The 26,950-nt window shown below is 70.7% G+C and carries 23 protein-coding genes, 2 pseudogenes and 1 riboswitch; of the genes and pseudogenes, 16 read left to right on the forward strand and 9 right to left on the reverse strand.

The annotated features are described in order from the left end of the window. Window positions 1-21: 21 nt before the first annotated feature. Window positions 22-1,713 carry a flavin monoamine oxidase family protein gene (locus tag OG844_RS39640; protein ID WP_406388596.1) on the forward strand — a complete coding sequence of 564 codons (1,692 nt, stop codon included), beginning with the start codon at window positions 22-24 and terminating at the stop codon, window positions 1,711-1,713. A 97-nt stretch (window positions 1,714-1,810) separates the two neighbouring features. On the opposite strand, the gene OG844_RS39645 is transcribed toward OG844_RS39640, so the two are convergent. Continuing rightward, complete coding sequence (locus tag OG844_RS39645; RefSeq protein ID WP_406388595.1) at window positions 1,811-2,341, reverse strand: NAD(P)-dependent oxidoreductase; 531 nt, start codon at window positions 2,339-2,341, stop codon at window positions 1,811-1,813. On the opposite strand from OG844_RS39645, the gene OG844_RS39650 reads away from it, so the two are divergent. Next, window positions 2,268-2,870 (forward strand): hypothetical protein, encoded by a 603-nt coding sequence (locus OG844_RS39650; RefSeq protein ID WP_406396394.1) that lies wholly within the window; start codon window positions 2,268-2,270, stop codon window positions 2,868-2,870. The genes OG844_RS39645 and OG844_RS39650 overlap by 74 nt on opposite strands. Window positions 2,871-2,892: 22 nt before the next feature. On the opposite strand, the gene OG844_RS39655 is transcribed toward OG844_RS39650, so the two are convergent. Continuing rightward, entirely contained in the window at window positions 2,893-3,618 is a 726-nt protein-coding gene (locus OG844_RS39655) for a DUF5995 family protein (RefSeq protein ID WP_406388593.1), read from the reverse strand. Between the two features lie 166 nt (window positions 3,619-3,784). Between OG844_RS39655 and OG844_RS39660 the strand changes: the two genes are divergently transcribed. After that, entirely contained in the window at window positions 3,785-4,900 is a 1,116-nt protein-coding gene (locus tag OG844_RS39660; RefSeq protein ID WP_406388591.1) for a glycoside hydrolase family 6 protein, read from the forward strand. 3 nt (window positions 4,901-4,903) lie between these two features. Here OG844_RS39660 and OG844_RS39665 read toward each other — a convergent pair. Beyond that, window positions 4,904-5,058: pseudogene (locus OG844_RS39665) on the reverse strand (nitrate reductase); the annotation flags it as partial. A 16-nt stretch (window positions 5,059-5,074) separates the two neighbouring features. On the opposite strand from OG844_RS39665, the pseudogene OG844_RS39670 reads away from it, so the two are divergent. Further along, a pseudogene (locus OG844_RS39670) lies at window positions 5,075-5,441 on the forward strand (alginate lyase family protein); the annotation flags it as partial. A 52-nt stretch (window positions 5,442-5,493) separates the two neighbouring features. Here the strand turns inward: OG844_RS39670 and OG844_RS39675 are convergent. Next, window positions 5,494-6,735, reverse strand: coding sequence for an MFS transporter (locus OG844_RS39675; RefSeq protein ID WP_406388590.1), 1,242 nt, complete (start codon window positions 6,733-6,735; stop codon window positions 5,494-5,496). Between the two features lie 142 nt (window positions 6,736-6,877). Here OG844_RS39675 and OG844_RS39680 point away from each other — a divergent pair, with 142 nt between their 5' ends. The 11 genes from OG844_RS39680 to OG844_RS39730 all read left to right on the forward strand — a co-directional run bounded on the left by OG844_RS39680 (window position 6,878) and on the right by OG844_RS39730 (window position 16,969). After that, window positions 6,878-8,083, forward strand: coding sequence for an ROK family transcriptional regulator (locus tag OG844_RS39680; RefSeq protein ID WP_406388589.1), 1,206 nt, complete (start codon window positions 6,878-6,880; stop codon window positions 8,081-8,083). Between the two features lie 77 nt (window positions 8,084-8,160). Beyond that, window positions 8,161-8,291, forward strand: a riboswitch (FMN riboswitch). 157 nt (window positions 8,292-8,448) lie between these two features. Further along, the gene (gene ribD / locus OG844_RS39685; RefSeq protein ID WP_406388588.1) at window positions 8,449-9,549 is read left to right on the forward strand and encodes a bifunctional diaminohydroxyphosphoribosylaminopyrimidine deaminase/5-amino-6-(5-phosphoribosylamino)uracil reductase RibD; all 1,101 of its coding nucleotides are present in this window, start codon (window positions 8,449-8,451) and stop codon (window positions 9,547-9,549) included. Next, complete coding sequence (locus OG844_RS39690; protein ID WP_406388586.1) at window positions 9,550-10,167, forward strand: riboflavin synthase; 618 nt, start codon at window positions 9,550-9,552, stop codon at window positions 10,165-10,167. Next, window positions 10,164-10,802: a nicotinamide riboside transporter PnuC gene (locus OG844_RS39695; protein WP_406388585.1), complete on the forward strand. Its 639-nt coding sequence runs from the start codon at window positions 10,164-10,166 to the stop codon at window positions 10,800-10,802. Before OG844_RS39690 ends, OG844_RS39695 begins: the two co-directional genes overlap by 4 nt. After that, a complete protein-coding gene (locus OG844_RS39700) occupies window positions 10,799-12,088 on the forward strand; it encodes a bifunctional 3,4-dihydroxy-2-butanone-4-phosphate synthase/GTP cyclohydrolase II (protein ID WP_406388584.1) in 1,290 nt (429 codons plus the stop codon). Before OG844_RS39695 ends, OG844_RS39700 begins: the two co-directional genes overlap by 4 nt. Before the next feature lie 24 nt (window positions 12,089-12,112). After that, window positions 12,113-12,598, forward strand: coding sequence for a 6,7-dimethyl-8-ribityllumazine synthase (gene ribH / locus OG844_RS39705; protein ID WP_307128077.1), 486 nt, complete (start codon window positions 12,113-12,115; stop codon window positions 12,596-12,598). Between the two features lie 35 nt (window positions 12,599-12,633). Beyond that, entirely contained in the window at window positions 12,634-12,906 is a 273-nt protein-coding gene (locus OG844_RS39710) for a phosphoribosyl-ATP diphosphatase (protein WP_056787177.1), read from the forward strand. Between the two features lie 53 nt (window positions 12,907-12,959). Then, entirely contained in the window at window positions 12,960-13,808 is an 849-nt protein-coding gene (hisG, locus tag OG844_RS39715) for an ATP phosphoribosyltransferase (RefSeq protein ID WP_328908993.1), read from the forward strand. 41 nt (window positions 13,809-13,849) lie between these two features. Further along, window positions 13,850-14,356, forward strand: coding sequence for a PH domain-containing protein (locus OG844_RS39720; RefSeq protein ID WP_406388582.1), 507 nt, complete (start codon window positions 13,850-13,852; stop codon window positions 14,354-14,356). 154 nt (window positions 14,357-14,510) lie between these two features. After that, complete coding sequence (locus OG844_RS39725; protein WP_406388581.1) at window positions 14,511-15,878, forward strand: hemolysin family protein; 1,368 nt, start codon at window positions 14,511-14,513, stop codon at window positions 15,876-15,878. Continuing rightward, the gene (locus OG844_RS39730) at window positions 15,875-16,969 is read left to right on the forward strand and encodes a hemolysin family protein (RefSeq protein ID WP_406388579.1); all 1,095 of its coding nucleotides are present in this window, start codon (window positions 15,875-15,877) and stop codon (window positions 16,967-16,969) included. Before OG844_RS39725 ends, OG844_RS39730 begins: the two co-directional genes overlap by 4 nt. An 84-nt stretch (window positions 16,970-17,053) precedes the next feature. Here OG844_RS39730 and OG844_RS39735 read toward each other — a convergent pair whose 3' ends face one another. After that, the gene (locus tag OG844_RS39735; RefSeq protein WP_406388578.1) at window positions 17,054-18,955 is read right to left on the reverse strand and encodes an AAA family ATPase; all 1,902 of its coding nucleotides are present in this window, start codon (window positions 18,953-18,955) and stop codon (window positions 17,054-17,056) included. A 376-nt stretch (window positions 18,956-19,331) separates the two neighbouring features. Further along, on the reverse strand, window positions 19,332-19,946 hold the full coding sequence (locus tag OG844_RS39740) for a uridine kinase (RefSeq protein WP_406388577.1): 615 nt from the start codon (window positions 19,944-19,946) through the stop codon (window positions 19,332-19,334). 186 nt (window positions 19,947-20,132) lie between these two features. On the opposite strand from OG844_RS39740, the gene OG844_RS39745 reads away from it, so the two are divergent. After that, complete coding sequence (locus OG844_RS39745) at window positions 20,133-21,488, forward strand: peptidase C39 family protein (protein WP_406388576.1); 1,356 nt, start codon at window positions 20,133-20,135, stop codon at window positions 21,486-21,488. A 189-nt stretch (window positions 21,489-21,677) separates the two neighbouring features. Here the strand turns inward: OG844_RS39745 and OG844_RS39750 are convergent, their stop codons facing one another. The 3 genes from OG844_RS39750 to araB form a co-directional block, all read right to left on the reverse strand. Next, window positions 21,678-23,078, reverse strand: a complete 1,401-nt coding sequence (locus tag OG844_RS39750; protein WP_406388574.1) for a glycoside hydrolase family 43 protein — start codon at window positions 23,076-23,078, stop codon at window positions 21,678-21,680. Window positions 23,079-23,728: 650 nt separating this feature from the next. Beyond that, window positions 23,729-25,240, reverse strand: coding sequence for an L-arabinose isomerase (araA, locus tag OG844_RS39755; protein WP_406388572.1), 1,512 nt, complete (start codon window positions 25,238-25,240; stop codon window positions 23,729-23,731). Window positions 25,241-25,310: 70 nt separating this feature from the next. Next, the gene (araB, locus tag OG844_RS39760) at window positions 25,311-26,945 is read right to left on the reverse strand and encodes a ribulokinase (protein WP_406396014.1); all 1,635 of its coding nucleotides are present in this window, start codon (window positions 26,943-26,945) and stop codon (window positions 25,311-25,313) included. Between the last annotated feature and the right edge of the window lie 5 nt (window positions 26,946-26,950).

Here is a 26,950-nt window from a genome sequence, read left to right on the forward strand (position 1 = left end):
TGTGCAAGGAGTCCGTACCCCATGACGTCCACGGTGCCCAACGCCGTCCAGCACACCGACGCGCAGCCGCCGATCACCATGTTCGGGCCGGACTTCCCCTACGCGTACGACGACTTCCTCGCGCACCCGGCGGGCATCGGCCAGATACCGGCGACCGAGCACGGATCCGAGGTCGCCGTCATCGGCGGTGGCCTCTCCGGCATCATCGCCGCGTACGAACTGATGAAGATGGGGCTGCGGCCCGTCGTCTACGAAGCGGACCAGATCGGCGGCCGGCTGCGTACGGTCGGTTTCGAGGGCTGCGACCCCTCGCTGACCGCCGAGATGGGCGCCATGCGCTTCCCGCCCTCGTCCACGGCGCTGCAGCACTACATCGACCTGGTGGGCCTGGAGACCGAGCCGTTCCCCAACCCGCTCTCCGCGGCGACTCCGTCGACCGTCGTCGACCTCAAGGGCGAGTCCCACTACGCCGAGACGATCGCCGATCTGCCGCAGGTCTACCGCGATGTGATGGACGCCTGGAACGCGTGCCTGGAAGAGGGCGCCGACTTCTCCGACATGAACAGCGCCATGCGCGAGCGCGATGTCCCGCGCATCCGGGAGATCTGGGCGAAGCTCGTCGAGAAGCTCGACAACCAGACCTTCTACGGGTTCCTCTGCGCCTCGGACGCCTTCAAGTCCTTCCGGCACCGCGAGATCTTCGGCCAGGTCGGCTTCGGAACCGGCGGCTGGGACACCGACTTCCCCAACTCCATCCTGGAGATCCTCCGCGTCGTCTACACCGAGGCCGACGACCACCACCGCGGGATCGTCGGCGGCAGCCAGCAGCTGCCGCTGCGCCTGTGGGACCGCGAACCGCGCAAGATCGTCCACTGGCCGCTCGGTACGTCGCTGGCCTCCCTGCACGGCGGGCAGCCGCGCCCCGCGGTGACCCGCCTGGACCGTACCGCAGGCAACCGGATCACCGTCACGGACGCCACCGGCGACATCCGCTCCTACCGGGCGGCGGTCTTCACCGGGCAGTCCTGGCTGCTGCTCTCCAAGATCGCCTGCGACGACGCGCTCTTCCCGATCGACCACTGGACGGCGATGGAGCGCACCCACTACATGGAGTCGTCCAAACTGTTCGTGCCCGTCGACCGGCCGTTCTGGTTGGACAAGGACGAAGCGACCGGCCGCGACACCATGTCGATGACGCTCACGGACCGGATGACCCGGGGCACGTACCTCCTGGACGACGGGCCCGGCAAGCCGGCCGTCATCTGCCTCTCCTACACGTGGTGCGACGACAGCCTGAAGTGGCTGCCGCTCTCCCCGAAGGAGCGCATGGACGTCATGCTCAAATCGCTCGGCGAGATCTATCCCAAGGTCGACATCCGCAAGCACATCATCGGTAACCCGGTCACCGTCTCGTGGGAGAACGAGCCCTACTTCATGGGCGCGTTCAAGGCCAACCTGCCGGGTCACTACCGCTACCAGCGGCGCCTGTTCACCCACTTCATGCAGGACCGGCTGCCCTCGGACAAGCGGGGCCTGTTCCTGGCCGGCGACGACATCTCGTGGACGGCCGGCTGGGCCGAGGGCGCCGTGCAGACCGCGCTCAACGCCGTCTGGGGTGTGATGGCCCAGTTCGGCGGCGCCACGGACCCGACGAACCCCGGCCCCGGCGACGTCTTCGACGAGATCGCACCGGTCGAGCTTCCGGAGGACTGAGACCGGGCACCGGCCGGGCCGTCGGCGCAGACCCCGGCCCGGCCGGCAGCCCCGGCACCGCCCGGAACGCCTGCGCGCGCAGACCCCGGACGGGCCGTCAGCGCAGGCGTTCCAGGGCGTCGGCGGTCACCGTGTGGAGCAGGCGCTGCCCGGCGAGCAACCGCAGCACCTCGCCGACGGCGCTCGCCCCGAGACGCTGCCTGCCCTCGACGCTGCCCGCGGCCCGATGCGGGGTCAGCAGCACGTTCGGCAGGGCGCGGAAGGGGTGGTCCTCCGGGAGCGGCTCCGCGTCGAACACGTCGATCGCCGCGTCCAGCCGCCCCGAGGCCAGCTCCGCGAGCAGTGCCTCCTCGTCGACCAGCCAGGCCCGGGCGGTGTTCACCAGGCCCGCGCCGTCCGGCATCAGCGCAAGCTGGGCGGCACCGAGCATCCGGTGCGTCCGCTCGGTCACCGGGGCGTGCACGGCGACGATTCTGCTCCGCGTCAGCAGCTCCTCCAGCGGCACGGACTCCACCCCGAGCGCCACCGCGTCCGCGTCGGACAGGAACGGGTCGGTGACCCGGACCCGCGCCCCCATCGCCCGCACCATGGAGATGTACGCGCGACCGGTGCGGGACGCGCCGACCACCCCGATGTCGCTGCCGTGGATCTCGTGCGACGGCGGCGCCCTGGACGGCCTCGGCCCACGGGGCGCCGCCGTGCAGGGCATGATCGAAGCGGTGGATGCGGTGCAGCAGGGACAGGGTGAAGGCGAGGGCCACCTCGGCCACCGGCCGGGCCATCTCGTGCCCCGCCTGCGTGACATGGACGCCGCGCCGGAACACCTCCTCGTCGACGTACGGGGCCACGGCCGATCCCGTGTGCGCGACGAGCTCCAACCGGTCAGCGGAGTCGAGGAGCCGCGCGTCGACGCGCGGACTGCGCCACGAGGTGATGAGTGCCCGTGCGCCGGGGAGGGCCGCAGCCAGCGCCGTACGGTCCCGGTGCTCGTCCAGAACGGTCAGCTCGGCCGCCGCGTCCAACTGCTGCCAGACCTCGGCGGTGAAGAACTCGGCGCGCAGGTGCGGGGGTACGGAGACGACCACGCGGGGGCGGCCGGCCGGATCGGACATGATGGGCTCCGCGGGGAAGAGGCCGGGGAACACCCCAGGGTATGACCCGCCGTCCGGGTGAACCGGATCAGCGGCACGGGGTGAGCAGAATCCGCCCCACCAGGCCGATACCCGCGTCCGTACGAGCCCTGAACTCCTCGGCCAGCAGCGGTACTCCACGCAGTCGCCACAGCATCCGCGCCGCCGACCACGAGGCCTCACGGGCCCTCTCCAGGCTCCAGGAACCCGCCAGATGCGTGAGGGGGTCGGCGACCTCCAGCAGATCGGGACCCGGCATCAGTTCTTCGCGGATCTGTTCCTCCAGCATCACGAGGAGATCTCCCACCCGGTCGAACTCCTCCTCCAGGTCCGCCGGAGCGCAGCCGAGCGTACGACAGGTGTCCACCACGGCCACGGCGAGATCGTGACCGATGTGCGCATTGATACCGGCGAGTGCGAACTGCAGCGGGCGTACGCCGGGATGGCGCCGGAGCTGGAACAGCGGACGCCAGCAGGCGGGCGGCCGACCGCCCGCGGCGGCGGTGTCGACAGCGGTCAGATAGCGCTCGGCGAACCGCACATCCAGGGCGGACACGGTGTCCCGGTCCGGGAGGGAACCGTCCTCGGTCCGCCCGCTGACGGCCTCGGTGACCGTCAGATAGACCTGGTTGAACACGGCTACGCCGTCTCCCGGCGGCCAGTGGGAGCGGAGCATGCGCATCCGCTCGATCACCGTGCCCACATCGGCCACCGCACCGTCCACTCGTGGGCAGGAGGCGCCGACCGGGTCTGCGAACTGCTCGAACTGGGCCATGCGGGCAGCGTCCCAGCCGTAGGCTCGCCACGGCGCAGACCGGCCGGAGGTTCATCGGAACGGACGAACGCGGGGCGCCGGGGGAGAGGAACGAACAGTGTCGGGCGCACGCGCACAACGCAGGACCGAAACCAGACAGCGGAGGCGTACCGCACGCCGGCACGCCATGGCCTTCGCCGCATCGGCCGTCGTCGCCGTCGGTACGGCGACCGGTGTGATCACCGCAGCCGCGGGGGAGGGCGAGCGGACGACCGCCCGCCCCGACACGACCGCTTCGCCGGTCCTCGAACCGCTGCCCGCGGTGCCCACCGCGTCACCGGCCACCGTGTCCCCCTCCGCCTCGCCGCGTCCTTCCCGGACGGGCGTGAAGAGAGCCGCTCCGGCGCCGTCGCAGAAGAAGCCCCCGCAGCGGACCGCCACGGCCGCCGGGCTCTACCGCCACCCGGAGTCGCAGGTCCTGGACTGGGTCCGAGGCCACCGGGACGATCCGCGCCGCCCGCTCATCGAGTCCCGGATCGCGGCGCAGCCGGCCGCGGTCTGGTTCGCGGCCTACAACCCGTCAGCGGTGACCGCCCAGGTCCGCGGCGTGACGTCGGGAGCCGCCGCCGCGGGCCGCACCCCCGTGCTCGTGCCCTACGCGATACCCGACCGGGACTGTGGCGGAGCCTCCGAAGGAGGGGCGCCGGGACTCGCGGCGTACGACGCGTGGATGGGCGAATTCGCCGAAGGGCTGGGCAGCGGGCCGGTGATCGTGATCCTTGAGCCGGACGCGATCGCGCTCTCGGACTGCCTCTCGGCGGGGCAGCGCGCAGCCCGCTTCGCGTCGCTGGCCAGGGCGGGCCGTACCCTGCACGCCGCGAACCCGCGGGCCAGGGTCTACTTCGACGGCGGGCACTCGGGCTGGCACGCCGCCGCCAAGCAGGCGGCGGCGCTCAAGGAGGCCGGAGCCGCGACCAGCGGGGACGGCATCTTCACCAATGTGTCGAACTTCCACAGCACGGCGGACGAAGCGGACTACGCCCGCCGGGTACTGGCCGCCCTCGGCGGCCCGGCCCGCCTCGGCGCGGTCATCGACACCAGTCGCAACGGCAACGGGGCGCCGCAGGCCGGTGACTGGTGCGACCCGGGAGGCAGGGCCCTCGGCCGGACCCCGACGACGAGGACCGGCGAGTCCCGGATCGACGCCTACCTGTGGGTGAAGCTGCCGGGGGAGTCCGACGGCTGCACGGGCGCGGCCGGATCCTTCACCCCGGACTACGCCTACGCCCTGGCCACCGGCTGAGCCTCAGCTCTTGGGCGATTCCTCGTCGTACGCGGAGGTGCCCGAGTCCAGCAGGGCTCCTTGGTCCTGAGGTGGGCGGGGGCGAAGGCCCGCAGCACGTGGTAACCGGTGATCACGACGATGGTGCCGAGCACGGCACCGCTCAGTTCGAAGTCGTCGGGACATCGTGAGGGTGGAAGCCGGCCCCAGGAGCTCGCACGGACCAGGAGCCGGCACTACTCGACCTTCGACCTGGTCGCCCACACCCGGCTCGCCGCCATCGGCAGGCAGGTCGGGGTGGACCTCTGGGACTACGAAGGGCCGCAGGGGCAGAGCCTGTTCACGGCCGTGCGCCATCTGCTGCCCGCCGCGACCGGGGCCGCCCCCTGGCCGCACCCCGAGCTGGAGTTCCACCGGTACGCGGCGAGCGACATCGTGCACGCGGCCGCGGCCGCGGGCGACCGGGAGGCCCGGGCGGCGGTCCCCGCCTCGAAACTCCCCCGGCGGTGACCCGTGGGCACTGTGCCCCGCCGCGGAACAGCTCGACTCGATCGCCGGCTGACCTGCGGCGTACGGGCCCCGCGCCGTCCGCGGCACCCGTACGCCGTCCCGTGTCACTTTCCGGCGGTGCTTCCGGACGGTGCGGCGGCGGGTGCCGCGTCGGGCGCGCCGCCCTCCGCCACCTTGCGATCGCCCGCCCTCAGCACCCCGGCGCCCAGCACCAGTCCGAATGCCAGCACCGTCACGAGGCCGAACGACACCAGCAGCGACGTCGCCTCCGCCAGGGAGCCGATCGCGGACGGGGCGATGAGCCCCGAGGTGTACGTGATGGTGGCGACGCCCGCGATGGCCCGGCTCGGGTTGTCCCCGCTGCGCCCGGCCGCCGCGAACGCCAGCGGTACGACGACCGCGACGCCCAGTCCCAGCAGGCCGAAGCCGCACAGCGCCAGCCCCGCGTTCGGCGCCAGGACAACCAGCAGCCCGCCGACGGTGGCCAGGACGCCGCCGACCCGTACGGTCCGCACCGCGCCGAACCGGTCGACGACCCGGTCGCCGGCGATCCGGGCGATCGCCATCATCAGGGCGAACGCGGTCGTGGACGCCGCGGCGAGCCCGGCGGAACTGCCCATGTTGTCCTTGAGGTAGACCGCCGACCAGTCCAGGCTCGCTCCTTCGGCGAACACGGCGCAGAAGCCCACCGCGCCGATGACCAGCGCGGACTTCGGCGGCAGAGTGAAGCGTGGCGGCGGCTCCTCGTCCGGCTCGCTGCGCAGGTCGAGCACGTGCCGGCACGCGATCAGGCCGAGCACGGTGAGCACGAGCGCGGCCAGGGTGTGATGGAGCCGGGCATCGGCGCCGATGTGCGCGGCGACCGTGCCGGCCGCGGAACCGACCAGCGCGCCCACGCTCCACCACCCGTGCAGCCCGGACATGATCGACTTGTCGAGCCGGTTCTCCACCTCGACGCCGAGCGCGTTCATGGCGACGTCCGACATCCCGGCGGTCGCCCCGTACACGAAGAGCGCCGCGCAGAGCGTGAACAGGTTCGGGGCCAGGGCCGGAAGGGCCAGTGCCAGCGTCCAGAGCGCCAGCAGCCCGCGCAGGGCCGTCCGTGCGCCGAACCGGTGACTGACCCGGCCGGCCAGCGGCATGGCCAGTGACGCGCCGATGGCCGGGAAGGCGAGGGCGAGGCCGAGCTGTCCGGCGCTCACCGAGGCATGGTCCTGGATCCAGGGGACCCGGGTCGCGAAGCTGCCGGTCACCGCTCCGTGCACGGCGAAGACCGCGGCGACCGCGTACCTGGCCCGCCTGACCTGTTCCATGCCGAAAACCCGGACCGTTGGATCCATCGTCATACGCCGTGCCCTCCCCGGAGAATCCTCGCCGAACAGGCCACTCGGGTGCCCGTCCACGCGGTGCGGGACGTAAACTATCAGGAACCCTGCCTGATAAATAGCCCGCCACGGCGGGCCGGCAGCGATCTGGAAGGATCCCGGCATGCCCGCATCCCCCAGCACGGCCCGGGCCATCAACGACCGGCTCGCCCTGCGACTTCTCCAGCAGGACGGCCCGCTGACGGCCACTCAGCTCAAGACCCTGACCGGACTGTCCCGCCCCACGGTCGCCGACCTGGTCGAACGACTGCAGGACGCCGGCCTGGTCAGGGTCGTCGGCGAGAGCGGATCGGACCGCCGGGGCCCCAACGCCCGGCTGTACGGGATCGTTGCCGACCGCGCACACCTGGCCGCTCTCGACGTACGCACCGACAGCGTCGCCGTGGTCGTCGCCGATCTGCTGGGTGTCACGCTCGCCGAGGCCACCCTGCCCATCGGCAGCGACACCGCGACCGAGCCCGCGGTGGAACAGGCCGTCGCGCTGCTGGAGCGCACCGCCCGCGCCGCGGGAACGGCGCCGCTCCACAGCGTCGGCATCGGAGCCCCCGGCCTCATCGACCCCGTTTCCGGCGAGCTCCGCGACACGACAGGGCTCCCCGCCTGGCACCGCGGGCTGGTCAAGGTGCTCCAGCAGCGGCTGCCCGCGACGGTCCTCGTGGAGAACGAGACCAATCTGGCCGCCGTCGCCGAACACCGCATCGGCGCCGCACGCGACCGCGACACCTTCGTCCTGCTCTGGCTCGGCCACGGCATCGGAGCCGCCGTCATGCTGGACGGGAAGCTGCGCCGCGGCGCCTCCGGCGGGGCGGGCGAGATCGGATTCCTGCCGGTACCCGGCACCGGCGGGGTGCCCTCGGCACACAACTGCGACGGCGGATACCACTCGCTGACCGGCTCGGTCGCCGTCTGCGAACTGGCAGCCGACCACGGCATCAAGGCGCAGGGCCCCGCCGGCGACGGGGAGCAGGAGCAGTACCTCGCAGCCGCGTCCGTCGTCCGTTCCGCGCTGGCCGCGGACGGCCCGGAGGGCGACGCGTTCCTGGCGGCGCTGGCCGACCGGATCGCGCTCGGCGCCGCAGCCGTCGTCTCGGTGCTCGACCCCGGCTGCCTCGTCCTGGCCGGCGAGGTCGGCAGGGCGGGCGGTGACACGCTCGCCGCACGGGTCGAGGAACGGCTCGCCCGCATGTCGCCCCTGCCCACGGAGGTCAGGGCGGGGGAGCTGGGTGGCAGCGCGGTCCTGCGTGGCGCGCTGCTCGCCGCCCGCGAGGCCGCGCAGGAGGTCCTGTTCGCTCCGGGTGGCGCCCGGTAGCTTTCTGTGATCCACGCCACAGTGCGCACCCGCATGGCTGAACTCCAGCCGTGGCAGAATGTGTGCTGTACCAGTAGCAGCGCACTCCGGGGTCGGTGTAATTCCGAACCGGCGGTTATAGTCCGCGACCCGTCCGCATCCAGCGGCCGGTTGACCAGGTGAGATTCCTGGACCGACGGTGAAAGTCCGGATGGGAGGCAGTGCGCGGCGGTCCGTCACAGGTACGCCGCCTTGGGCGGATGCGTTCCGGGATCTTCCGGGACCACGCATCCGTGTCCCGGCTCGGCGTTCCCCTGTTGCGTTCCGCTTCATCTGTCGTCATCGACAGGCCCCGGAGTCCGTGCCCGAAGAGGCAGGAGGACCCGGTGGCCACCGCAGCCGATATCACCGCCATGCGGCGAGCGATCACGCTCGCGGCCCGCGGACTCGGCTCCACCAGCCCCAACCCGGTCGTCGGGTGCGTGATTCTCGACGCCGCCGGACAGCCGGCCGGTGAGGGCTTCCACCGGCGCGCCGGTGGGCCGCACGCCGAGATCCACGCCCTGCGCGAGGCCGGCGAGCAGGCCAGGGGCGGCACCGCCTACGTCACCCTCGAACCCTGCAACCACACCGGACGCACCGGCCCCTGCGCGCAGGCGCTCGCGGCAGCCGGTGTCGAGCGGGTGGTGTACGCCGTCGGTGACCCGAACCCGCAGGCCGCCGGAGGCGCCGACACCCTGCGTGCCGCCGGGATCGAGGTGGAGCAGGGCCTCCTCGCCGAAGAGGCCGAGGCGGGCAACGCCGCCTGGCTGACCTCCGTGCGGCTCAGCCGCCCGTACGTCCTGTGGAAGTACGCGGCCACCCTCGACGGCCGGATCGCCGCCGCGGACGCCACGAGCCGCTGGATCACCTCCGCCGAGTCCCGCGCCGACGTCCACCGGCTGCGCGCCGAGGCCGACGCCGTCGTGGTCGGTTCCGGCACGGCCCGCACCGACGACCCCCAGCTCGCGGTACGCGGCATCGAAGGCGCCGACCAGCCTCTCCGTGTCGTCGTCGACACGGGCGCCACCGCCGTACGACCCGGCTCCCGGGTGCTCGACGGCACGGCACCCACCCTGATCGCGGTCGCCGGCGACGCCGACACCGCGCACCTCCCCGAAGGCACCGTGCTCCGGCTGCCCCGCGCCGCCACCGGCCCCGGCCTGGACATCCCGTCCCTGCTCACGGCCCTGCACAGGCGCGGGATCCGCTCCGTACTCCTCGAAGGCGGACCCGTCCTCGCCGGTTCCTTCGTCGCCGCGGGAGCAGTCGACAAGGTCGTCGGCTACCTCGCTCCGGTCCTCCTCGGCGCGGGCCCGGCAGCCCTCGCCGACGCCGGAATCTCCACCATCTCCCAGGCGTTGCGCCTCGACGTGACCGAGACCGTCCGTATCGGCCCCGATCTGCGCATCACCGCCGTCCCCGTCCCTGCTCGGAAGGGAAACTGAGTGTTCACCGGAATTGTCGAAGAACTGGGTGAGGTCACCGCCGTCGAGAAACTCGGCGACGCCTCCCGCTTCCGACTGCGCGGCCCCGTTGTCACCGAAGGCGCCAAGCACGGCGACTCCATCGCCGTCAACGGCGTCTGCCTCACCGTCGTGGACCTCGGCGAACACGAGTTCACCGCCGATGTGATGGCCGAGACGCTGAGCCGCTCCAGCCTCGGAGCGCTCGAGACCGGCTCCCGGGTCAACCTGGAGCGCCCCATGGCGCTCGGCGGCCGGCTCGGCGGACACATCGTCCAGGGCCACGTCGACGGCACGGGCCGCATCATCGAGCGCAAGATCTCCGAGAACTGGGAGATCGTGAAGATCTCCCTGCCCGCCGATCTCACCCGTTACGTGGTGGAGAAGGGCTCGATCACCGTCGACGGCGTGAGCCTGACCGTCGTCGACGCGGGCCCTGACTACTTCACCATCAGCCTCATCCCCACCACCCTCGCGCTGACCACTCTGGGCGTGAAGGAGCCCGGCGACCCGGTCAACCTCGAAGTGGACGTCATCGCGAAGTACGTCGAGCGGCTGCTCGGCGGGAACGCGCCGGAATCCGGAGGGCCGGTCGCATGAGCGCCCTGGACTGGCTGAACTCGGAGGCGTTCACCGCCTTCGGCCAGCACATCATCTGGTCGGACCTGATCGGCAACACGATCGGTCTGACAGCCCTGGCCCTCGGCTGGCTCCGCTCGGTCTGGACCTGGCCCGCCCAGCTCCTGTCCGGCGTCGTCCTGATCGCCGCCAACGTCTCCGTGCAGCAGGCGGGCAGCGTCGGCAAGCAGCTGATCGTCGTCGCCGTCGCCGTATGGGGCTGGCAGCAGTGGACCCGCGGCAGGCAGCAGGACGGTTCCATCGCCGTGCGCTTCGCCACCTGGCGCGAGCGTGCGTACCTGGCGGGCGGCGCCGCGGTCGGCACCCTCGCGGTCGGCTGCCTGTTCACCGCCTTCCCCTCGCTCTCCTGGAGCCCGTGGGCGGACGCGTACATCTTCGCCGGCACGCTCGTCGCGATGCTGGCCCAGGCCCGCGGCATGGTCGAGTTCTGGTTCGCGTGGCTGCTCGTCGACCTCGTCGGCGTACCGCTCAACTTCCACAGCGGACTCGCCTTCTCCGGTCTCATCTACGTCGTCTACGGGGCCCTCGTCCTGTGGGGCATGCGCGACTGGTGGCTGCGTACGCGGTCACCCGCTCTGGAAGGAGCCACGGCATGACTGCCCAGCCCACCTGGTTGCACGACCGTACGGCCGAGGACCTGTCCCTCGACCCCGTGGAGCAGGCGATCCGCGACATCGCCGCCGGCCGGCCCGTCGTCGTCGTCGACGACGAGGACCGCGAGAACGAGGGCGACCTCGTCATCGCCGCCGAGAAGGCGACCCCCGAGATCGTCGCGTTCATGATGAGCGAGTGCCGTGGGCTGATCTGCGCGCCCATGGAGAACGACGAGCTGGAACGGCTCGAACTCCCGCAGATGGTCGACAACAACACCGAGTCGATGAAGACCGCCTTCACCGTCTCCGTCGACGCCTCGGCCGCCCATGGTGTGACCACCGGGATCTCCGCAGCCGACCGGGCCACCACGCTGCGGATGCTGGCGGGCGGCAGGGCGGGCGCCGGCGACTTCGTCCGGCCCGGCCACATCTTCCCGCTGCGCGCCCGCTCCGGTGGTGTCCTCGTCCGCAACGGCCACACCGAGGCCGCGGTGGACCTCGCCCGCCTCGCCGGGCTGCGGCCCGCAGGCGCCATCGTCGAGATCGCCGGCGAGGACGGGGTGATGCTCAGGCTGCCCGACCTCGTCCCGTTCGCACGCAAGCACGGACTGACGATCATCTCCATCGAGGACCTGATCGCCTACCGGCGCAGCTCGGAACCGACCGTCCGCCGTGAGGCCGAGGTACGCCTGCCGACCGCGTTCGGCGCGTTCACCGCGTTCGGCTACCGCTCCACCGTCGACGGCGTCGAGCACGTGGCACTCGTCCACGGGGACATCGGTGACGGCCAGGACGTCCTCGTCCGGGTCCACTCCGAGTGCCTGACGGGGGACATCTTCCAGTCCCAGCGCTGCGACTGCGGCCCCCAGCTGCACGCCTCGATGGAACGCATCACGACCGAGGGCCGCGGCATCGTCGTCTATCTGCGCGGTCACGAGGGACGCGGCATCGGCCTGCTGTCCAAGCTGCGCGCGTACGAACTCCAGGAGCGGGGCTCCGACACCCTCGACGCCAATCTCGAGCTCGGCCTGCCGGCCGATGCCAGGGACTACGCGGCGGGTGCCCAGATCCTCGAGGACCTCGGCGTCCGCACGCTCCGGCTGATGACCAACAACCCCGACAAGACCGCCGCGCTCGTGCGGCACGGGCTCGGGATCACCGGGCGCGAACCCATGCCCGTCCAGGCCGGCGAACACAATCTGCGGTACCTGCGCACCAAGCGGGACCGCATGGGGCACGACCTGCCCTGGCTCGACGCGGTCACCGCGTCGACCTGCGGCAACCAGTAAGCACAGACGAACAGTAGGAGAGACATGAGCGGCAAGGGCGCACCCGAACTGTCCGTACGCAACTGCGGTGACCTGCGGGTGGCAGTGATCGCTGCGCAGTGGCACGAGAAGGTCATGGACGGACTCGTCGACGGGGCACTGCGCGCCCTGCACGACCTGGGCATCGACGAACCGACCCTGCTCCGGGTCCCCGGCAGCTTCGAGCTCCCGGTGGTCGCCAAGGTCCTCGCGGGACGCGGTTACGACGCGATCGTCGCCCTCGGAGTGATCATCCGCGGCGGCACCCCCCACTTCGAGTACGTGTCCCAGGGCGTCACCAACGGCCTCACCCAGGTCACCGTCGACACCGGCGTCCCCGTCGGCTTCGGCGTCCTCACCTGCGACACCGAGGAGCAGGCGCTGGACCGGGCGGGACTCGAGGGTTCCAACGAGGACAAGGGGCACGAAGCGGTCACCGCCGCCGTCGCCACCGCGGCCACGCTGCGCACCGTCAGCGAACCCTGGCGCTGAGAGAGGGTCCGGGACCCCGTATTCTAAGGACCATCATGGCGAACAAAACCTTCGAAGAGCTCTTCGCCGAGCTGCAGCTCAAGGCCGCCAACGGCGACCCCTCCACCTCCCGCACCGCCGAACTGGTGGACAAGGGCGTGCATGCCATCGGCAAGAAGGTCGTCGAGGAGGCCGCCGAGGTCTGGATGGCCGCCGAGTACGAGGGCAAGGAAGCCGCCGCCGAGGAGATCTCGCAGCTGCTGTACCACGTCCAGGTGATGATGGTCGCCCGCGGAATCTCCCTCGACGACGTCTACGCCCACCTCTGAGCACAGCCCCGCACGTTCCCGGAACTCCCTCCGTACAAAGGAAACCTGACCTCATGCTGCGCATCGCCGTCCCCAACAAGGGTGCAATCTCCGGGCCTGCGATGGCGATGCTCCATGAGGCGGGCTACCAGCAGCGCAAGGAGTCGAAGGAACTCGTCCTGGTCGACCCCACGAACGAGGTCGAGTTCTTCTATCTGCGGCCGCGCGACATCGCGATCTACGTCAGCTCCGGCCGCCTGGACATCGGCATCACCGGCCGCGACCTGCTGCTGGACTCCGGTGCCGACGCCGAGGAGATCCTCCAGCTCGGCTTCGCCCGCTCCACCTTCCGCTACGCCACGAAGCCCGGCACGGCCACCGGCCCGCAGGACTTCGACGGCATGACGGTCGCCACCTCCTACGAGGGCATCGTCGCCAAGCACCTCGCCGAAGTGGGTGTCAAGGCCTCGGTCGTGCACCTCGACGGCGCGGTCGAGACGGCCATCGAGCTCGGTGTCGCCCAGATCATCGCCGATGTGGTGGAGACCGGCACCAGCATGCGCAACGCCGGTCTGGAAGTCATCGGCGAGCCGATCATGTCCTCGGAAGCGGTCGTGATCCGTCGCAAGGGCGCCCCCGCCGACGAGCCCAAGGTGGAGCAGTTCCTGCGCCGCCTGCAGGGCGTCCTGGTCGCCCGCAGCTACGTGATGATGGACTACGACTGCCGCGTCGAGCACCTGGAGCGCGCCGTGGCCCTCACCCCGGGCCTCGAGTCGCCGACCATCTCCCCGCTGCACCACGAGGGCTGGGTGGCCGTCCGCTCCATGGTCGCCGCCAAGGAGGCGCAGCGGATCATGGACGACCTGTACGAGCTCGGCGCCCGCGCCATCCTCACGACGGCCATCCACGCCTGCCGCCTCTGACGGCCCGGACCGACCAGCGCACACCGAAGGACGACAGTCTCATGTCCGCCCCCGCGTCCCGGACCGAACTCCCCGCCCTCCCGGTCACCTTCAGGCCCACCCTCACCCGGGTGGTCCTGCTGACCGTGGGGGTGGCCATGTTCGTCGTCATCACCGTCGTCGCACTGATCCTCGAACACCTGAGCCCGGGGGAGCGGACCAGCTTCGTCTTCGTCGCGCTGCTCTTCCTCGGTGTGCTCGCCCTGCTCAGCAGGCCGAAGATCGTCGCCGACGAGGCCGGGGTCAGGGTGGTCAACATCACCCGGACCCGCCGACTGGCCTGGGCGGAGATCCTGCGCGTCAATCTGCGGGCGGGCGACCCCTGGGTCTTCCTCGACCTGAGCGACGGCACCAGCATGCCCGCCCTCGGCATCCAGCCCGGAATCGCCAGGGAACAGGCCATTCGTGACGCACGGACACTCCGCGCGCTCGTGGAATTCACACGGCACCGGAACGGACGACGCCACGGAGAACGTCTGAGCCCTCTGCCCCGAAGAGCCGCATCTTGATTACTCTGGAGGGCGGCGGCGCCTCGAGCGCCCCGCCCCGCACCAGAGGCCCACGGGCCGGCGGGGCATTCCTGCGACCCAAGGAGTGACTCCCTCCAGCAATGGACGGATCGTCCGGTAGTACCTGCGCCGCCCTCTCCCCGGAGGCGGCGGCATGACAACCCCCCTGCTGCTTCTCAGCGCGGCATTCCTTCTCATCCTCGCCAACGGATTCTTCGTGGCAGCCGAATTCGGGCTCGTCACGGTGGACCGGCCGGACGCCGAACGCGCCGCCGCCGAAGGCGACCGCCGGGCCCGCACCGTCGTCGCGGCCCTGCGTGAACTCTCCTTCCAGCTCTCCGGCACCCAGCTCGGCATCACCATCACCTCGCTGGTCGTCGGCATGCTGGCCGAACCCGCGCTCGCCCAGCTGCTCGCCGGACCGCTCACCGCCACCGGACTGCCCGCAGGCGCCGTCCCCGGTGTGAGCGTCGTGATCGGCATGCTGCTCGCCTCCGCCGTCCAGATGGTCATCGGCGAGCTCGTACCGAAGAACTGGGCGGTCTCCCGGCCGCTCCAGGTCGCCCGGTTCGTCGCCGGTCCCCAGCACCGGTTCGCCACCCTCCTGAGGCCGGTGATCACCGTGCTGAACACCGTGGCCAACCGGCTGGTACGGCTGCTGGGCGTCGAGCCCACCGATGAACTGGCCTCCGCGCGGACCCCCGGCGAACTGGTCTCGCTCGCCCGCCACTCGGCAGAGGCCGGCATCCTGGAGCAGGACACCGCCGATCTCTTCGTACGGACCCTGTCGCTCGCCGGTCTCACCGCGCAGCACGTGATGACCCCGCGGGTGAAGGTCAGCGCCCTGCAGTCGTCGGCGACCGCCGCGGACGTCCTCAACCTCACCCGGGCCACCGGGCTCTCCCGCTTTCCCGTCTACCGGGACCGCATCGACGAGGTCGTGGGGATGGTGCATCTCAAGGACGCCCTCGCCGTCCCCGCCCAGGACCGGCTCCGGACCCCGGCGGGCCGGATCGCCGTACCGCCGCTCCTGGTACCGGAGACGCTTCCCGTCGAGCAGCTGCTCCGGCAGCTGCGCAACGAGCAGCCGATCGCCGTCGTGGTCGACGAGTACGGGGGCACCGCCGGTGTCGTCACCCTCGAGGACATCATCGAGGAACTCGTCGGCGAGGTGAGGGACGAGCATGACGCGGAAGGCGCCGACCGCCCCGAGCTGACGTCCGTCGTCACCGACGACGGACGCCCCGGCTGGGACGTGGAGGGAAGCTGCCGGGTACTGACATTGCTGCGGATAGGCCTCGACGTGCCCGAAGGGCCGTACGAGACCGTGGCAGGACTGGTCGCCGATTTGCTGGGACGCATCCCCGCTCCCGGTGACCGGGCCGAGCTGCCCGGCTGGCGGATCTCCGTCCGCCAGGTCGGCCACTACCGCGCCGAGCAGGTGCGCTTCGTGCGGCTGACGGGCGCGGCGGAACCGGTGGCGCACGAGCCCGTCCGTGCACTGGCGGAGGCTGTGCGATGAGTCTCGTCCAGTTGCTTTTCGCGGGGCTCCTGGTGCTGGCGAACGGCTTCTTCGTCGGCGCCGAATTCGCTCTGGTGTCCGTGCGTCGCAGTCAGATCGAACCCCTGGCCGCCAACGGGTCGAGCAGGGCGGGGAAGGTGCTGTACGGCCTGGAGAACCTGCCGCAGATGATGGCCGCCGCACAGTTCGGCATCACGGTCTGCTCGCTCACCCTCGGCGCCGTCGCCGAGCCGACCGTCGCCCATCTCCTGGAGCCGGTCTTCCACGCGGCGCACATGCCCGAGGGACTCATCCACCCCCTCGGCTACGCCCTGGCCCTCGTCTCCGTGATCTTCCTCCATCTCGTCATCGGCGAAATGGTCCCGAAGAACCTGGCGATGGCCGCTCCCGAGAAGACCGCGATGTGGCTCAGCCCCGGACTGGTCGGCTTCGCCCGGCTCTGCCGGCCGGTCACCTCGGCGCTCGGAGCGTGTGCCCGGCTCGTGCTCCGGCTCTTCAAGGTCGAGCCGAAGGACGAGGTCGAGTCCGTCTTCACCAGCGAACAGCTCAACCGGCTGGTGGAGGACTCCGGACAGGCCGGACTGCTCGAACCCGAGGCGCAGGAACGGCTCGGGGACGCACTGGAGCTGGGCAGCCGGCCCGTCACCGACGTGCTGCTCGACCGGGCGTCCCTGGTGACGGTGGATCCGTCCGTCACCCCGCGCCAGGTCGAGGAGCTGACCGTACGGACCGGCTTCTCGCGCTTTCCTGTCCGTGCGGAGGGCGGCGGCCCCTTCATGGGATATCTGCACGTCAAGGACGTCCTCGAGCTGGAGGACGGCGAGCGTGCCGTCCCGCAGCAGATCTGGCGCCCGATGGCGACCGTGCGGGCGGAACTCCCGCTGGACGACGCCCTGACCGTGATGCGCCGCGCCGCGACGCATCTGGCCCAGGTCGCCGACGCCACGGGCAAGGTGCTCGGCCTGGTCGCCATGGAGGACGTCCTGGAAAAGCTCGTCGGTGAGGTCCGGGACCCGGCGCACCGCGTCTCGGTGCCCCGCCGCACGGTGAAGGTGCCGACGGAGCGCAAGGCCATGGCCCCACTGGGCTGACGGGTCATTCACCACCGCACGGAACCGGCTCGGCGCCGGGAGGGCACCCGCCCCCCGGCGCCGGGGGACCCGGCGCCCTGCTGCTCACAGCGCCCCTGGCTCCGGCTTCCCGCGGTCCACCGGACCCCGCCCGGAGAGCACTTCGCCGTACGCCTGCATCAGGTCCGGCAGCCGGAGCGTGGCCAGATCGTCCCGGGTCGGCGCGACCGCGTAGCCGGAGAGCCGCAGATCGCGATAGGCGCAGCTCTTCTCGTACAGGGTGCGGAGGAAGCGGCCGTTACCCAGCTCGTCGATCCAGCCCTGGTCGACCACGTGCCCGCTGATGCTGCGCAGCTCGTCCAGCGACTCCTCGTCCCAGACGTCGCCGTTCTCGGCGGCCAGCACCCCGCCGATCGCGGTGAGTTCCAGAGGGCGGTAGCTGGGGAAGTCCACCCGGGTCGTGAAGCGTGAGGAGAGACCCGGATTGGTGGAGAGCAGCCGGTCCATGCCCTCCGGATAGCCCGCGAGGATGACCACGAGATGGTCCCTGTTGTCCTCGGCCCGCTTGAGCAGGACCTGCAGGGCCTCGTCGCCGTACGCGTCGCCCTTGCTGTAACCGGAGTTGGAGAGGCTGTACGCCTCGTCCACGAAGAGCACCCCGCCGAGCGCCGAGTCGATCAGCTCATTGGCCTTCACCGCCGTCTGGCCGAGGAACTCACCGACGAGATCGGACCGCTGGGCCTCCACCAAGTGGTCACCGCCCAGGAGGCCGAGCGCGTAGAACACCCGGCCGAGAATGCGCGCGACCGTGGTCTTGCCCGTCCCGGACGGCCCGGAGAAGACGAAGTGACGCTTGGGCGGCTGCACCGGAAGACCCTGCTCGGCGCGGAGCCGCGCCATGTTGAGCTGCGCGGACAGAGCCTTGACCTGGCGCTTCACGGGTTCGAGTCCCACCATGCGCTCCAGCTCCGCCAGGGCCTCGGCGAGCAGCGCCGGATCGCTCGGCCCCGAGGGGAAGGCGGCGGGCGCGGGCTGTCCCGCGGACTTCTCCCTCACCCCGTCGGCACGCGGAGCCGAACCGGCTCCGGGCAGGTCCTGCGGGTCCCCGCCGAGCCAGGGTTCGCGCCCGTCCACCAGACCGGTGTCCAGCAGCGAGTCCCCGTCGGCCTGGGCCTCCGTGCCCGTGCCGTCCGGGCCGAAGCCGGTCATCGACACCGCGGCCAGATCGGCCGCCTCGTCGTATCCGTCCCCCTCGGAGATCGCCGCGAGCCGGGCGGAGGTGTCCATGAAGGCGGGGTCCACGCGATGCACCGCCCGGTACAGCGGAAGCGCCGCCGCGCTACGCCCGGTGCCCTCATGGGCCCGCGCCAGCCAGTAGCGCAGCTCCTTGCGCTGCGGTTGCTCGCTGCGGCAGCGCATCAGGGCGGCGGACAGCAGTGGCTCCGCATGCCCGTACATCTCCAGGCGCACCCGTGCCATCCCGCCGAAGAGCCCGGCCTCGATGCCGAGCAGTGGATCGTCGACCAGCTGCTCCGTGGTGCGTACGAGCTGCTCCCAGTCCTTGACCAGGTAGGCGCGGCAGGCGTGGAGGAACCGCACATGCGGATCCGTGTCGATCGGGGGAAGGCCCGCCAACGCCCGGTCCAGCTCGGGTACGTGACGGCCGTCCAGCCAGTGCGAGGCGTGCGCGAGAAGCAGGTCGCGCGGGCTCTCGAGCACCGGTTGCACCCACCAGCCCAGCCAGTACCAGGAGTTGAGGGTGCGTCGATGGCGCGCCCGTTGCTCGCCGAACCGGTCTCGATGGCGGTACATGCGTAAGAGCGCGGTGGTGGTGTCGATCCGCAGGGCGTGCAGGCCGAGCCAGCCGTCCGCCATGCCGGGGTCGAAGCGCACCGCACTTCGGAATTCCTCTTCGGCCTGCGGGTACGCACCCATCGTGTAGGCGTCCACGCCGCGCAGCCACGCAAGGTCGGCGGGGGCTTGTGAGCCCTGCGTGCCGATGTCCATCAGGTCCCCCACAAACCGTGCCCCCAGAATGTCCCGCCCGCACAGCATGCCCATCGGAGCGTGCCGAATCACTGCGTCGGGGACGGGAATTGACCGCACCGAGATGCATCGTACCTGTACAGGGAGTGAGCAGCGAAGGGCGTAACCGGCGCATCGGAGTCGTGACCCAGTGTGAGCGGAACGCGTCACCGGGCGGCCGGAAACGGCTGCCCGAGGGCAGAACGAAGCCCCCGATCACGGGGGAACAACCGGGGGCTCCGCGTCTGTGAGGGCTCCGAAAAGCCGCACATCGAGAACGTAAGACCTGTACGGCCCCTCGGTCAAGCCGAGTTGGGGCACGCCGGGAGCGAATTCCGACTGCTCGGTATGGCGACCCTCAACCTTCACTGTGCGTGATGATGTGACGCGTTCCCGCTGTCGCGTGAGGCGCTTCCAGCCACGCGTACCCCTCGGGCAACTGCCGTATCACCGCATCCGCGAAGGGGTACGAGGGGTCGTGGGCGAAGTGCTCGAGTTCCGCGACGGTCCATCCGTCCCAGAATTCCGAGAGCGCGGGGCCGTCGCGACGGCGGCCCCGCTCCCAGGACCTGCCGCTGTCCCCTTCGAGCCACAGCAGCTCCGCCAGGAAGGGGCGCACCGCGCTCCGGCCCGCGCCCACCCCCTCGATCAGCATCACCGGGGCGGGCGGCAGTGCCCGCTGCGGCCCGAAGCACCGGCCTGTCCAGTCGTACGGGGCGTAGTGCGCCGTCTCTCCGCGCGAGAGCGGGCCGAGGACCTGCGCCCGCAGCCGGCCGGTCCAGGCGAAGAGCTCGCCATGGGTGGCGAGGTCGTCCAGATGCAGCACGGGGGCGTCGTCCAGGGCTGCGGCCAGCCGGCCCGCGAAGGTCGTCTTGCCCGAGCCCGCGTGTCCGTCGACCGCGATCAGCCGCACCGGCCCGCAGGACGGGGCCAGGGAGCGCAGGCGGCGGGCGTGGTCCGCCAGGTCGTTCATGTCTCCAGCCTAAGGGCTGTCCCGCACCCCGGCCGGAGCCCTCGCAGGTCACGCCAGTGGACCAGACCAATATTGATCACGCGACGCGGCGCGAATCGCTGGCCGGATCCGGTCCGGACCCGCAATAGTTGGCGCACCGCTCGGCATCCGCAGCCCCATATCCGCTCACGACAGGGGGTCTCGCCCATGACCAGACCGACTTCACGCAGAACCGTGCTGACCGCCGCGCTCGCGGCCGGCGCAGGCGCGGTGTCCGCCGCAGGCTCCGCCGCAGCCGCTCCCGCCCGCACCTCTCCCACCCCGGCGGTCGCCTCGCTCGTCGACAACCGTTTCTGGAACACCTACACCGACTGGCGCTTCGGTACCTCCGAGGGCACACGCGCCGTCGCCGGCCGCAGGCCGGGTCTCGTGATCTCGACCCCCGCCGGGACCACCGACTACGCCGACCCGCACACGGGGAGGACCACCACCTGGGAGTACGCGACCTGGACCTCACCCGTCCACCGCTCCACGGTGCCGGCCACCGAGGTGATCGCCTCGTGGAACGCCCGCACCCCGGCCGGTACATGGATCCAGATCGAGCTGCGCGGCCGGTACTCCGACGGGACCGACACCCCCTGGTACGTGATGGGCCGCTGGGCCTCCGGCGACGCGGACATCCGCCGGACCTCCGTCGACGACCAGACCGACGACAGGAGCACGGTCTGGACCGACACCTTCTCGGTGGACGACGCCGCGAGCGGGCTGCGGCTGGTCTCGTACCGGCTGCGGCTCACCCTCCACCGGACCCCGGGCAGCCGTCTCACCCCCACGGTCCACCGCGTCGGCGCGATGGCCTCGGACGTCCCGGACCGCTTCACCGTCCCGGCCGCCGCGCCGGGGCTCGTCCGCGAACTGCCGGTGCCCCGCTACTCGCAGAACGTCCACGTGGGGCAGTACCCCGAGTACGACAACGGTGGCGAGGCCTGGTGCAGCCCGACCTCCTCGCAGATGATCATCGAGTACTGGGGGCGCAAGCCCACCGCGGACGAGCTGTCCTGGGTCAAGCCGGGGCTCGCCGACCCCCAGGTCTGCCACGCGGCCCGCTACACCTTCGACTACCAGTACGAGGGCTGTGGCAACTGGCCCTTCAACGCCGCATACGCGGCCACGTACAAGGACATGAACGCGGTCGTCACCCGGCTCGGGTCGCTGGGCGATCTGGAGAAGCTGGTCGGTGCGGGCGTGCCGGTCATAACGTCCCAGTCGTTCCTCGAGACGGAGCTGACCGGGGCGGGCTACGGCACCTCCGGCCATCTGATGACCGTCATCGGCTTCACGGCCGACGGCGATGTGATCGCCAATGACCCCGCCTCGCCGGACAACGGGGCCGTGCGGCGCGTCTACCTTCGGCGAGAGTGGGAGAACATCTGGCTGAGGACGAAGCGCTACGACGCGAACGGCGCGGTCAGGAGCGGTACGGGCGGGGTCTGCTACGTCTACTGGCCGACGGACCCGACACCGGGTCAGCAGCGGGTTCTGAGGTCGCTGGGCCTGGCCTGAGCGGGGAACCCCACGGCCGCCTCGACGACCTGACGGCAGTGCTCCCGGCCGTCCTGGGCGAGGTGGCCGTACGGGGTCCACCGTGACGTCGACCCGGCGAAGTCCCAGGCGTTGATGTCGACTGGGGCCCGCTGGGTGCCGGCTCGGCCGGATGCACCCAGCGGTTGCGACGCGGGCCGATCGCTCTCGTCAGTAGCCGACCGAGAAGGTGGCGTCCGCCCTGTCGGTGGCGGTCACGACAGGGTCTATCCGCAGGGTGTAGTCGGAGTGCCGGACGTAGCGGGTCGGGTTGTTGTGTGAACGGAAGGACGCCCAGGAGGCATCGGCGAGGCCGGCGACCCGGTGGAAGGTCGCGTCCGCTGCGAATCCGGCCGTGCCGTCACTCTCGTCGAGGCGCAGCGCGTAGTTGAAGTGACGCAGGTAGCGGGTCGGGTAGTTGACCGACTGGAAGGACACTCCGGAAGCGTCGGCGAGGCCGGGTACCAGCTTCCACTGCGAGTCGGGGTACGGGTCGAACGGGTAGGTGTCCAACCGCGCGATCAGGTTGGCGTGGCGTACGTACCGGTCCGGGAAGTTGTAGGACTTGAGCCGGTTCCAGGCGGGTGCTCCCCACCGCGTCACGAGATTGCTGTGCTGGCCGGCGGTGATGGCGGCGATGGTGCAGTGTTTGGCGTTGAGGGGGTGGGTGTAGAGCCGCTGGTCGACGGGGGTCCAGCTGCCGGCGGCGAGATCGTTCGTCTGCCAGGCGTAGAGGACGCCGTTCGGCGTGTACGTGTCGCCCCACAGGTACCAGGTGTTCGAGGTCAGGGACTTCACCAGGGTGGGCGCCTCGGTGCCACCGTGGGCGAGCGAGGTGCCGAAGGGAACGAAGCTTCCCGGGTTCAGCGACGTGGACCGAGCCCCGGTCAGACCGCCGGTGGCGCTGTTCTTGAAGAACAGGTAGTTGACGCCGTTCACCCCCACCGCCATGTCCCCGTCGATGACGTCGTATCCCGGGTCGAAGAAGACCTGCGGTGCGGAGACCGTCAGGAAATCCGTCGTGTAGTTGACCATGATGACGCTGTGCCCGGTCGAGTTCACCGACGAGTAGATGAGGGCGTACTGGCCCCGGGAGGCGTCCCAGAAGGCTTCCGGGGCCCAGCTGTGGGTGGCCATGCCGTGCAGCTTCGGGCGCCGGTAGTTGGTGAAGGTGCGCAGGTCGGCGGAGTCCCAGACATGGATGTACTGGCTGTTGTAGCCCCAGTCGGTGCCTTTCAGATCGGTGGCGAGAACCACGAAGGCGCCGTCCTGCTTACGCAGGATGAACGGGTCGCGCAAGCCGCCGGCGCCCGCGGTGGGGGTGACCACCGGTGCGTTCTGGTTCAGCGGCATCCAATTCAGGGAGTCGGTGCTGACAGCCAGGTGGAGGCCGTAGTCGTTTCCGTTGTTCAGTGGTGATTCGGTGAAATAGCCCATGACGTATGCAGAATCGGCGGCGTGAGCTGTCCGGGCCCCTAGGGACACATCGGCGGCCAGAGCCACAGAAGTGGCTGCGGCGGCGCCGAGAAATGAACGGCGCGAAAGGGCTCGGGGGCGGGTGGGAATGCTCATCGGAACTCCGGTTTCTCGCTGGAGGCAGGGGTCTGGGGCGAGCTGAGGGAGTGCAGGTGCGGAGTGCGAAGTGACATATTGGTCGCGTGTTCGGCATCTCGAACCCAGTTCGGTTGGGCGGTCAGAAATTAGGGGCCCGCCGCTGCGACGTCAACGCCTGTGACGTAATTTCTTGCGCCTGCCGTTGCCGTCTCATCTGCTCCGCCCTCACGTCACCGAAAGGCGTCCTGGGAGTTGACTCCGCATTGCCCGGCACTTATGGTTCCGGCGACATCTGGCATGTGTTCGATATTCCGAACCTCGCGTGCCTCTCTTCACCTTTCCACGCAGAGGAAAGAAATAGCCCAAGGCAGGAACTGGCGTTTCCGTATTTCCGTACATGAGGCTCCTTCGAAGGTCTCTCAGGCCGGATCGGCTGCGTGTTCTCCCCGTTGGGCCCCCGCAGCCACGCTGCCGCGGGACAGGACCGCATCGGCAGGGTGGATCGAGAAGTGACTCGCCCGCCGCCGGTCGCGCCACGACCACAGCCTCTGCGCAGATGAGGGCCGGGGCGGGTCCCGCACCCGCCCCGGCCCCCTACTGACCGCACCGTTCTCGTCGCACGCCCCGATCAGGTCGTTCCCCTGCGCGACGGGGCGGCTCCGGCGGCGTCACAACCCCAGAGCAAGGCGGTGATATGCCTGGTTCCAGCGCAGTTCGCGCGTGAACTGCCGCACGTTCGTCGCCCCGTCGATGACAGCGAGTTCCATGCGGAGCATCTCGGCCAGATCGTCCAGGTGCTCCGTGGTGAGCGCGGTGCTCAGCACGGTGTGGTGCGGGCCGCCGGCCGTGAGCCACGACTCGGTGGAGGTACGCAGGTCGGGGCGGGGCTGCCAGACGGCGCGGGCCACAGGAAGGGCGGGCAGGGGCTCGGCCGGGGACACGACGTCGATGTCGTTGGCGACCAGGCGGAAGCGGTCCCCGAGGTCGGCCAGACCTACAACGACGCCGGGGCCCGGGGCGGCGTCGAACACCAGACGTACGGGGTCCTCGCGGCCGCCGATGCCCAGCGGATGGATCTCACAGCTGGGAGTGCCGGTCGCGATCGTCGGGCAGACCTCGAGCATGTGCGCGCCCAGGATGACTTCGTTGCCGGGCGTGAGGTCGTACGTGTAGTCCTCCATGAAGGACGTTCCGCCGGGGAGGCCCGCGGCGGCGACCTTGAGGGCGCGCAGCAGCACGGCGGTCTTCCAGTCGCCCTCGCCTCCGAAGCCGTAGCCCCGGGACATGAGGCGTTGCACGGCAAGACCCGGGAGCTGGCGCAAGCCGCCGAGGTCCTCGAAGTTGGTGGTGAAGGCCTCGAACCCGCCCTCGTCGAGGAAGGTGTTCAGACCCACCTCGATACGGGCCGCGTAGCGGAGCGACTCGTGCCGTTCGCCCCCGGTGCGCAGCTCCGGTGCGAGGTGATAGGTGTCGTCGTACTCCTTGACCAGGGCGCTGACCACTGATTCGTCCGCGCTGTCGACCACGTCGACGAGGTCGTTGACGCCATAGGTGTTGACGGACACCCCGAAGCGGAGCTGCGCCTCGACCTTGTCGCCCTCGGTGACGGCCACGTCGCGCATGTTGTCGCCGAAGCGGGCGACCTTGAGCGTGGCGAGTTCGGAGCGGGCGGCTGCGGCACGGGCCCAGGTCGTGACCCGGGCGACCGTCAGGGGATCGGTGACATGGCCGGCCACGGTCTTGCGGGCCACCCCGAGGCGGGACTGGATGTGCCCGAACTCGCGGTCGCCGTGGGCGGCTTGGTTGAGATTCATGAAGTCCATGTCGATGGTGGCCCAGGGCAGGGCGACGTTCGACTGGGTGTGGAGGTGGAGCAGGGGCTTGCGCAGGGCGTCCAGGCCGGAGATCCACATCTTCGCGGGGGAGAAGGTGTGCATCCAGGCGATGAGGCCCACGCAGCGATCGTCACTGTTCGCCTCGAGACACATGCGCCGGATCGAGGAGGCCTCCGTCAGCACGGGCTTCCACACGATGCGCGCCGGGAGGTCGCTCGCGTCGGCGAGAGCAGCGGCGATCTGCCCGGACTGCTCGGCCACCTGGTGCAGGGTCTCCTCGCCGTAGAGGCCCTGGCTGCCGGTGAGGAACCAGATCTCGTGGATGGATGATGCGGGGCTGGACACGGGAGCTCCTGGAGGTAGTCGTGTACGTGGTGGGGCCGCGCGCAGAGCGTTGCGGGCGTCGTGGCCGTTGTCAGAGGGAGGCGATCGCGTTGTTCCGTACGTTCCTCAGGCGGTGCAGGAGGTCGCCGGTGCCGAAGTGGTCGTGCAGCAGCCGGTATTCGGCGAACAGCGCGTCGTAGGCGTCGGCGCGCGCGGAGTCGGGCGTGAAGGCGTCGCGCTTCAGGCTGCCCATGGCGGCTGTCGCGGTACGCACGTCAGGGTGCGCTCCCGCGGCGACGGCGGCGTGGATGGCCGAGCCGAGTGCCGGTCCCTGCTGGGAGGCCGCGAGGGAGACAGGACGGCGCAGTACGTCGGAGTAGATCTGCATGAGCAGTTGGTTCTTGGCCAGTCCGCCGGCCACGATGAACTCGTTGACCGGGACGCCGCCGCTCTCCAGCGTCTCCACGATGACGCGGGTGCCGAAGGCGGTGGCTTCCAGGAGCGCGCGGTAGACGTCTTCGGGCCGGGTGGCCAGGGTGAGTCCCACGATGACACCGGAGAGGTGGTGGTCGACGAGCACCGAACGGTTGCCGTTCATCCAGTCCAGGGCCACCAGCCCATGGCCCCCGACCGGCTGCCGAGCCGCTTTGCGGGTCAGCAGGGTGTGCAGATCCTCGCCCAGGGACGCCGCCTCTTCGAGGTACTCCGCCGGGACGCCCTGGCGAAGGGCCCAGGCGAAGATGTCGCCGACCGCGCTCTGCCCCGCCTCGTAGCCGTAGGTGCCCTCCACGATGCCTCCGGCGACGACACCGCAGATCCCGGGGACGTCGGCCAGCACGGGAGCATTGACGACATGGCAGGTGGAGGTGCCCATGATGGCCAGCAGACGGCCGTCCTCCACGGCTTGGGCGGCCGCCGCGGTCACATGGGCGTCGACGTTGCCGGCCGCGACGGCGATACCGGCGGGAAGACCGGTCCAGTCGGCAGCCCTGGCGGACAGTGATCCCACACGGGAGCCGAGTGCGGACAGAGGGAACTCGAGCCGGGTCCGGGCGAAGTCCGAGAAGCGTGGGTCCAGGCCGGCCAGGTACTGCTCGCCGGGGTAGGAGCCGTCCTGGTAGATGCCCTTGTACCCGGCGGTGCAGGCGTTCCGCGACTCCGCACCGGTGAGCTGCCACACGATCCAGTCCGCCGCCTCGATCCAGCGGGCACACGAGTCGTACACCTGCGGGTCCTCCTCCAGGACCTGCAGGGCCTTGGCGAACTGCCATTCGGCCGAGATCTTGCCGCCGTACCGCGAGATCCACTGCTCGCCCCGTGCGTGAGCGAGATCGTTGATGCGGTCGGCCTGTCCCTGTGCGGCGTGGTGCTTCCACAGCTTCGGCCAGGCGTGAGGGCGGTCGGCGAGCCCCGTCTCGGCCAACGGGGTCCCGTCCGCAAGCGTGGGAAGCACGGTGCAGGCGGTGAAGTCGGTGGCGATGCCGATGACCGAGACGGGATCGACGCCTGCCGCCGCGACAGCCGCCGGCACGGCGTGGCGCAGGACGTCGACCCAGTCCTGGGGGTGCTGCAGGGCCCAGTCGGGCGGCAGTGATGCGCCGGTGCCGGGCAGATTCCGGTCGATCACCCCGTGCGGATAGTCGTGTACCGCGGTGGCCAGCTCCGCTCCGTCCCGCACGCGCACCACCACGGCGCGGCCCGACAGAGTGCCGAAGTCGACTCCCACGGTGT

Source organism: Streptomyces sp. NBC_00887 (genome assembly GCF_045207585.1).

What these genes read in the sequence shown, in the direction of transcription:
- OG844_RS39740 (WP_406388577.1), bottom strand. Translation starts at nt 19,946, where the DNA reads ATGAACGACCTGGCGGACCACGCCCGCCGCCTGCGCTCCCTGGCCCCG.
- OG844_RS39695 (WP_406388585.1), top strand. Translation starts at nt 10,164, where the DNA reads ATGAGCGCCCTGGACTGGCTGAACTCGGAGGCGTTCACCGCCTTCGGC.
- OG844_RS39745 (WP_406388576.1), top strand. Translation starts at nt 20,133, where the DNA reads ATGACCAGACCGACTTCACGCAGAACCGTGCTGACCGCCGCGCTCGCG.
- OG844_RS39660 (WP_406388591.1), top strand. Translation starts at nt 3,785, where the DNA reads ATGGCCTTCGCCGCATCGGCCGTCGTCGCCGTCGGTACGGCGACCGGT.
- OG844_RS39680 (WP_406388589.1), top strand. Translation starts at nt 6,878, where the DNA reads ATGCCCGCATCCCCCAGCACGGCCCGGGCCATCAACGACCGGCTCGCC.
- OG844_RS39725 (WP_406388581.1), top strand. Translation starts at nt 14,511, where the DNA reads ATGACAACCCCCCTGCTGCTTCTCAGCGCGGCATTCCTTCTCATCCTC.
- OG844_RS39675 (WP_406388590.1), bottom strand. Translation starts at nt 6,735, where the DNA reads ATGACGATGGATCCAACGGTCCGGGTTTTCGGCATGGAACAGGTCAGG.
- OG844_RS39735 (WP_406388578.1), bottom strand. Translation starts at nt 18,955, where the DNA reads ATGGACATCGGCACGCAGGGCTCACAAGCCCCCGCCGACCTTGCGTGG.
- OG844_RS39710 (WP_056787177.1), top strand. Translation starts at nt 12,634, where the DNA reads ATGGCGAACAAAACCTTCGAAGAGCTCTTCGCCGAGCTGCAGCTCAAG.
- hisG (WP_328908993.1), top strand. Translation starts at nt 12,960, where the DNA reads ATGCTGCGCATCGCCGTCCCCAACAAGGGTGCAATCTCCGGGCCTGCG.
- OG844_RS39700 (WP_406388584.1), top strand. Translation starts at nt 10,799, where the DNA reads ATGACTGCCCAGCCCACCTGGTTGCACGACCGTACGGCCGAGGACCTG.
- ribH (WP_307128077.1), top strand. Translation starts at nt 12,113, where the DNA reads ATGAGCGGCAAGGGCGCACCCGAACTGTCCGTACGCAACTGCGGTGAC.
- OG844_RS39730 (WP_406388579.1), top strand. Translation starts at nt 15,875, where the DNA reads ATGAGTCTCGTCCAGTTGCTTTTCGCGGGGCTCCTGGTGCTGGCGAAC.
- OG844_RS39720 (WP_406388582.1), top strand. Translation starts at nt 13,850, where the DNA reads ATGTCCGCCCCCGCGTCCCGGACCGAACTCCCCGCCCTCCCGGTCACC.
- OG844_RS39750 (WP_406388574.1), bottom strand. Translation starts at nt 23,078, where the DNA reads ATGAGCATTCCCACCCGCCCCCGAGCCCTTTCGCGCCGTTCATTTCTC.
- OG844_RS39655 (WP_406388593.1), bottom strand. Translation starts at nt 3,618, where the DNA reads ATGGCCCAGTTCGAGCAGTTCGCAGACCCGGTCGGCGCCTCCTGCCCA.
- OG844_RS39640 (WP_406388596.1), top strand. Translation starts at nt 22, where the DNA reads ATGACGTCCACGGTGCCCAACGCCGTCCAGCACACCGACGCGCAGCCG.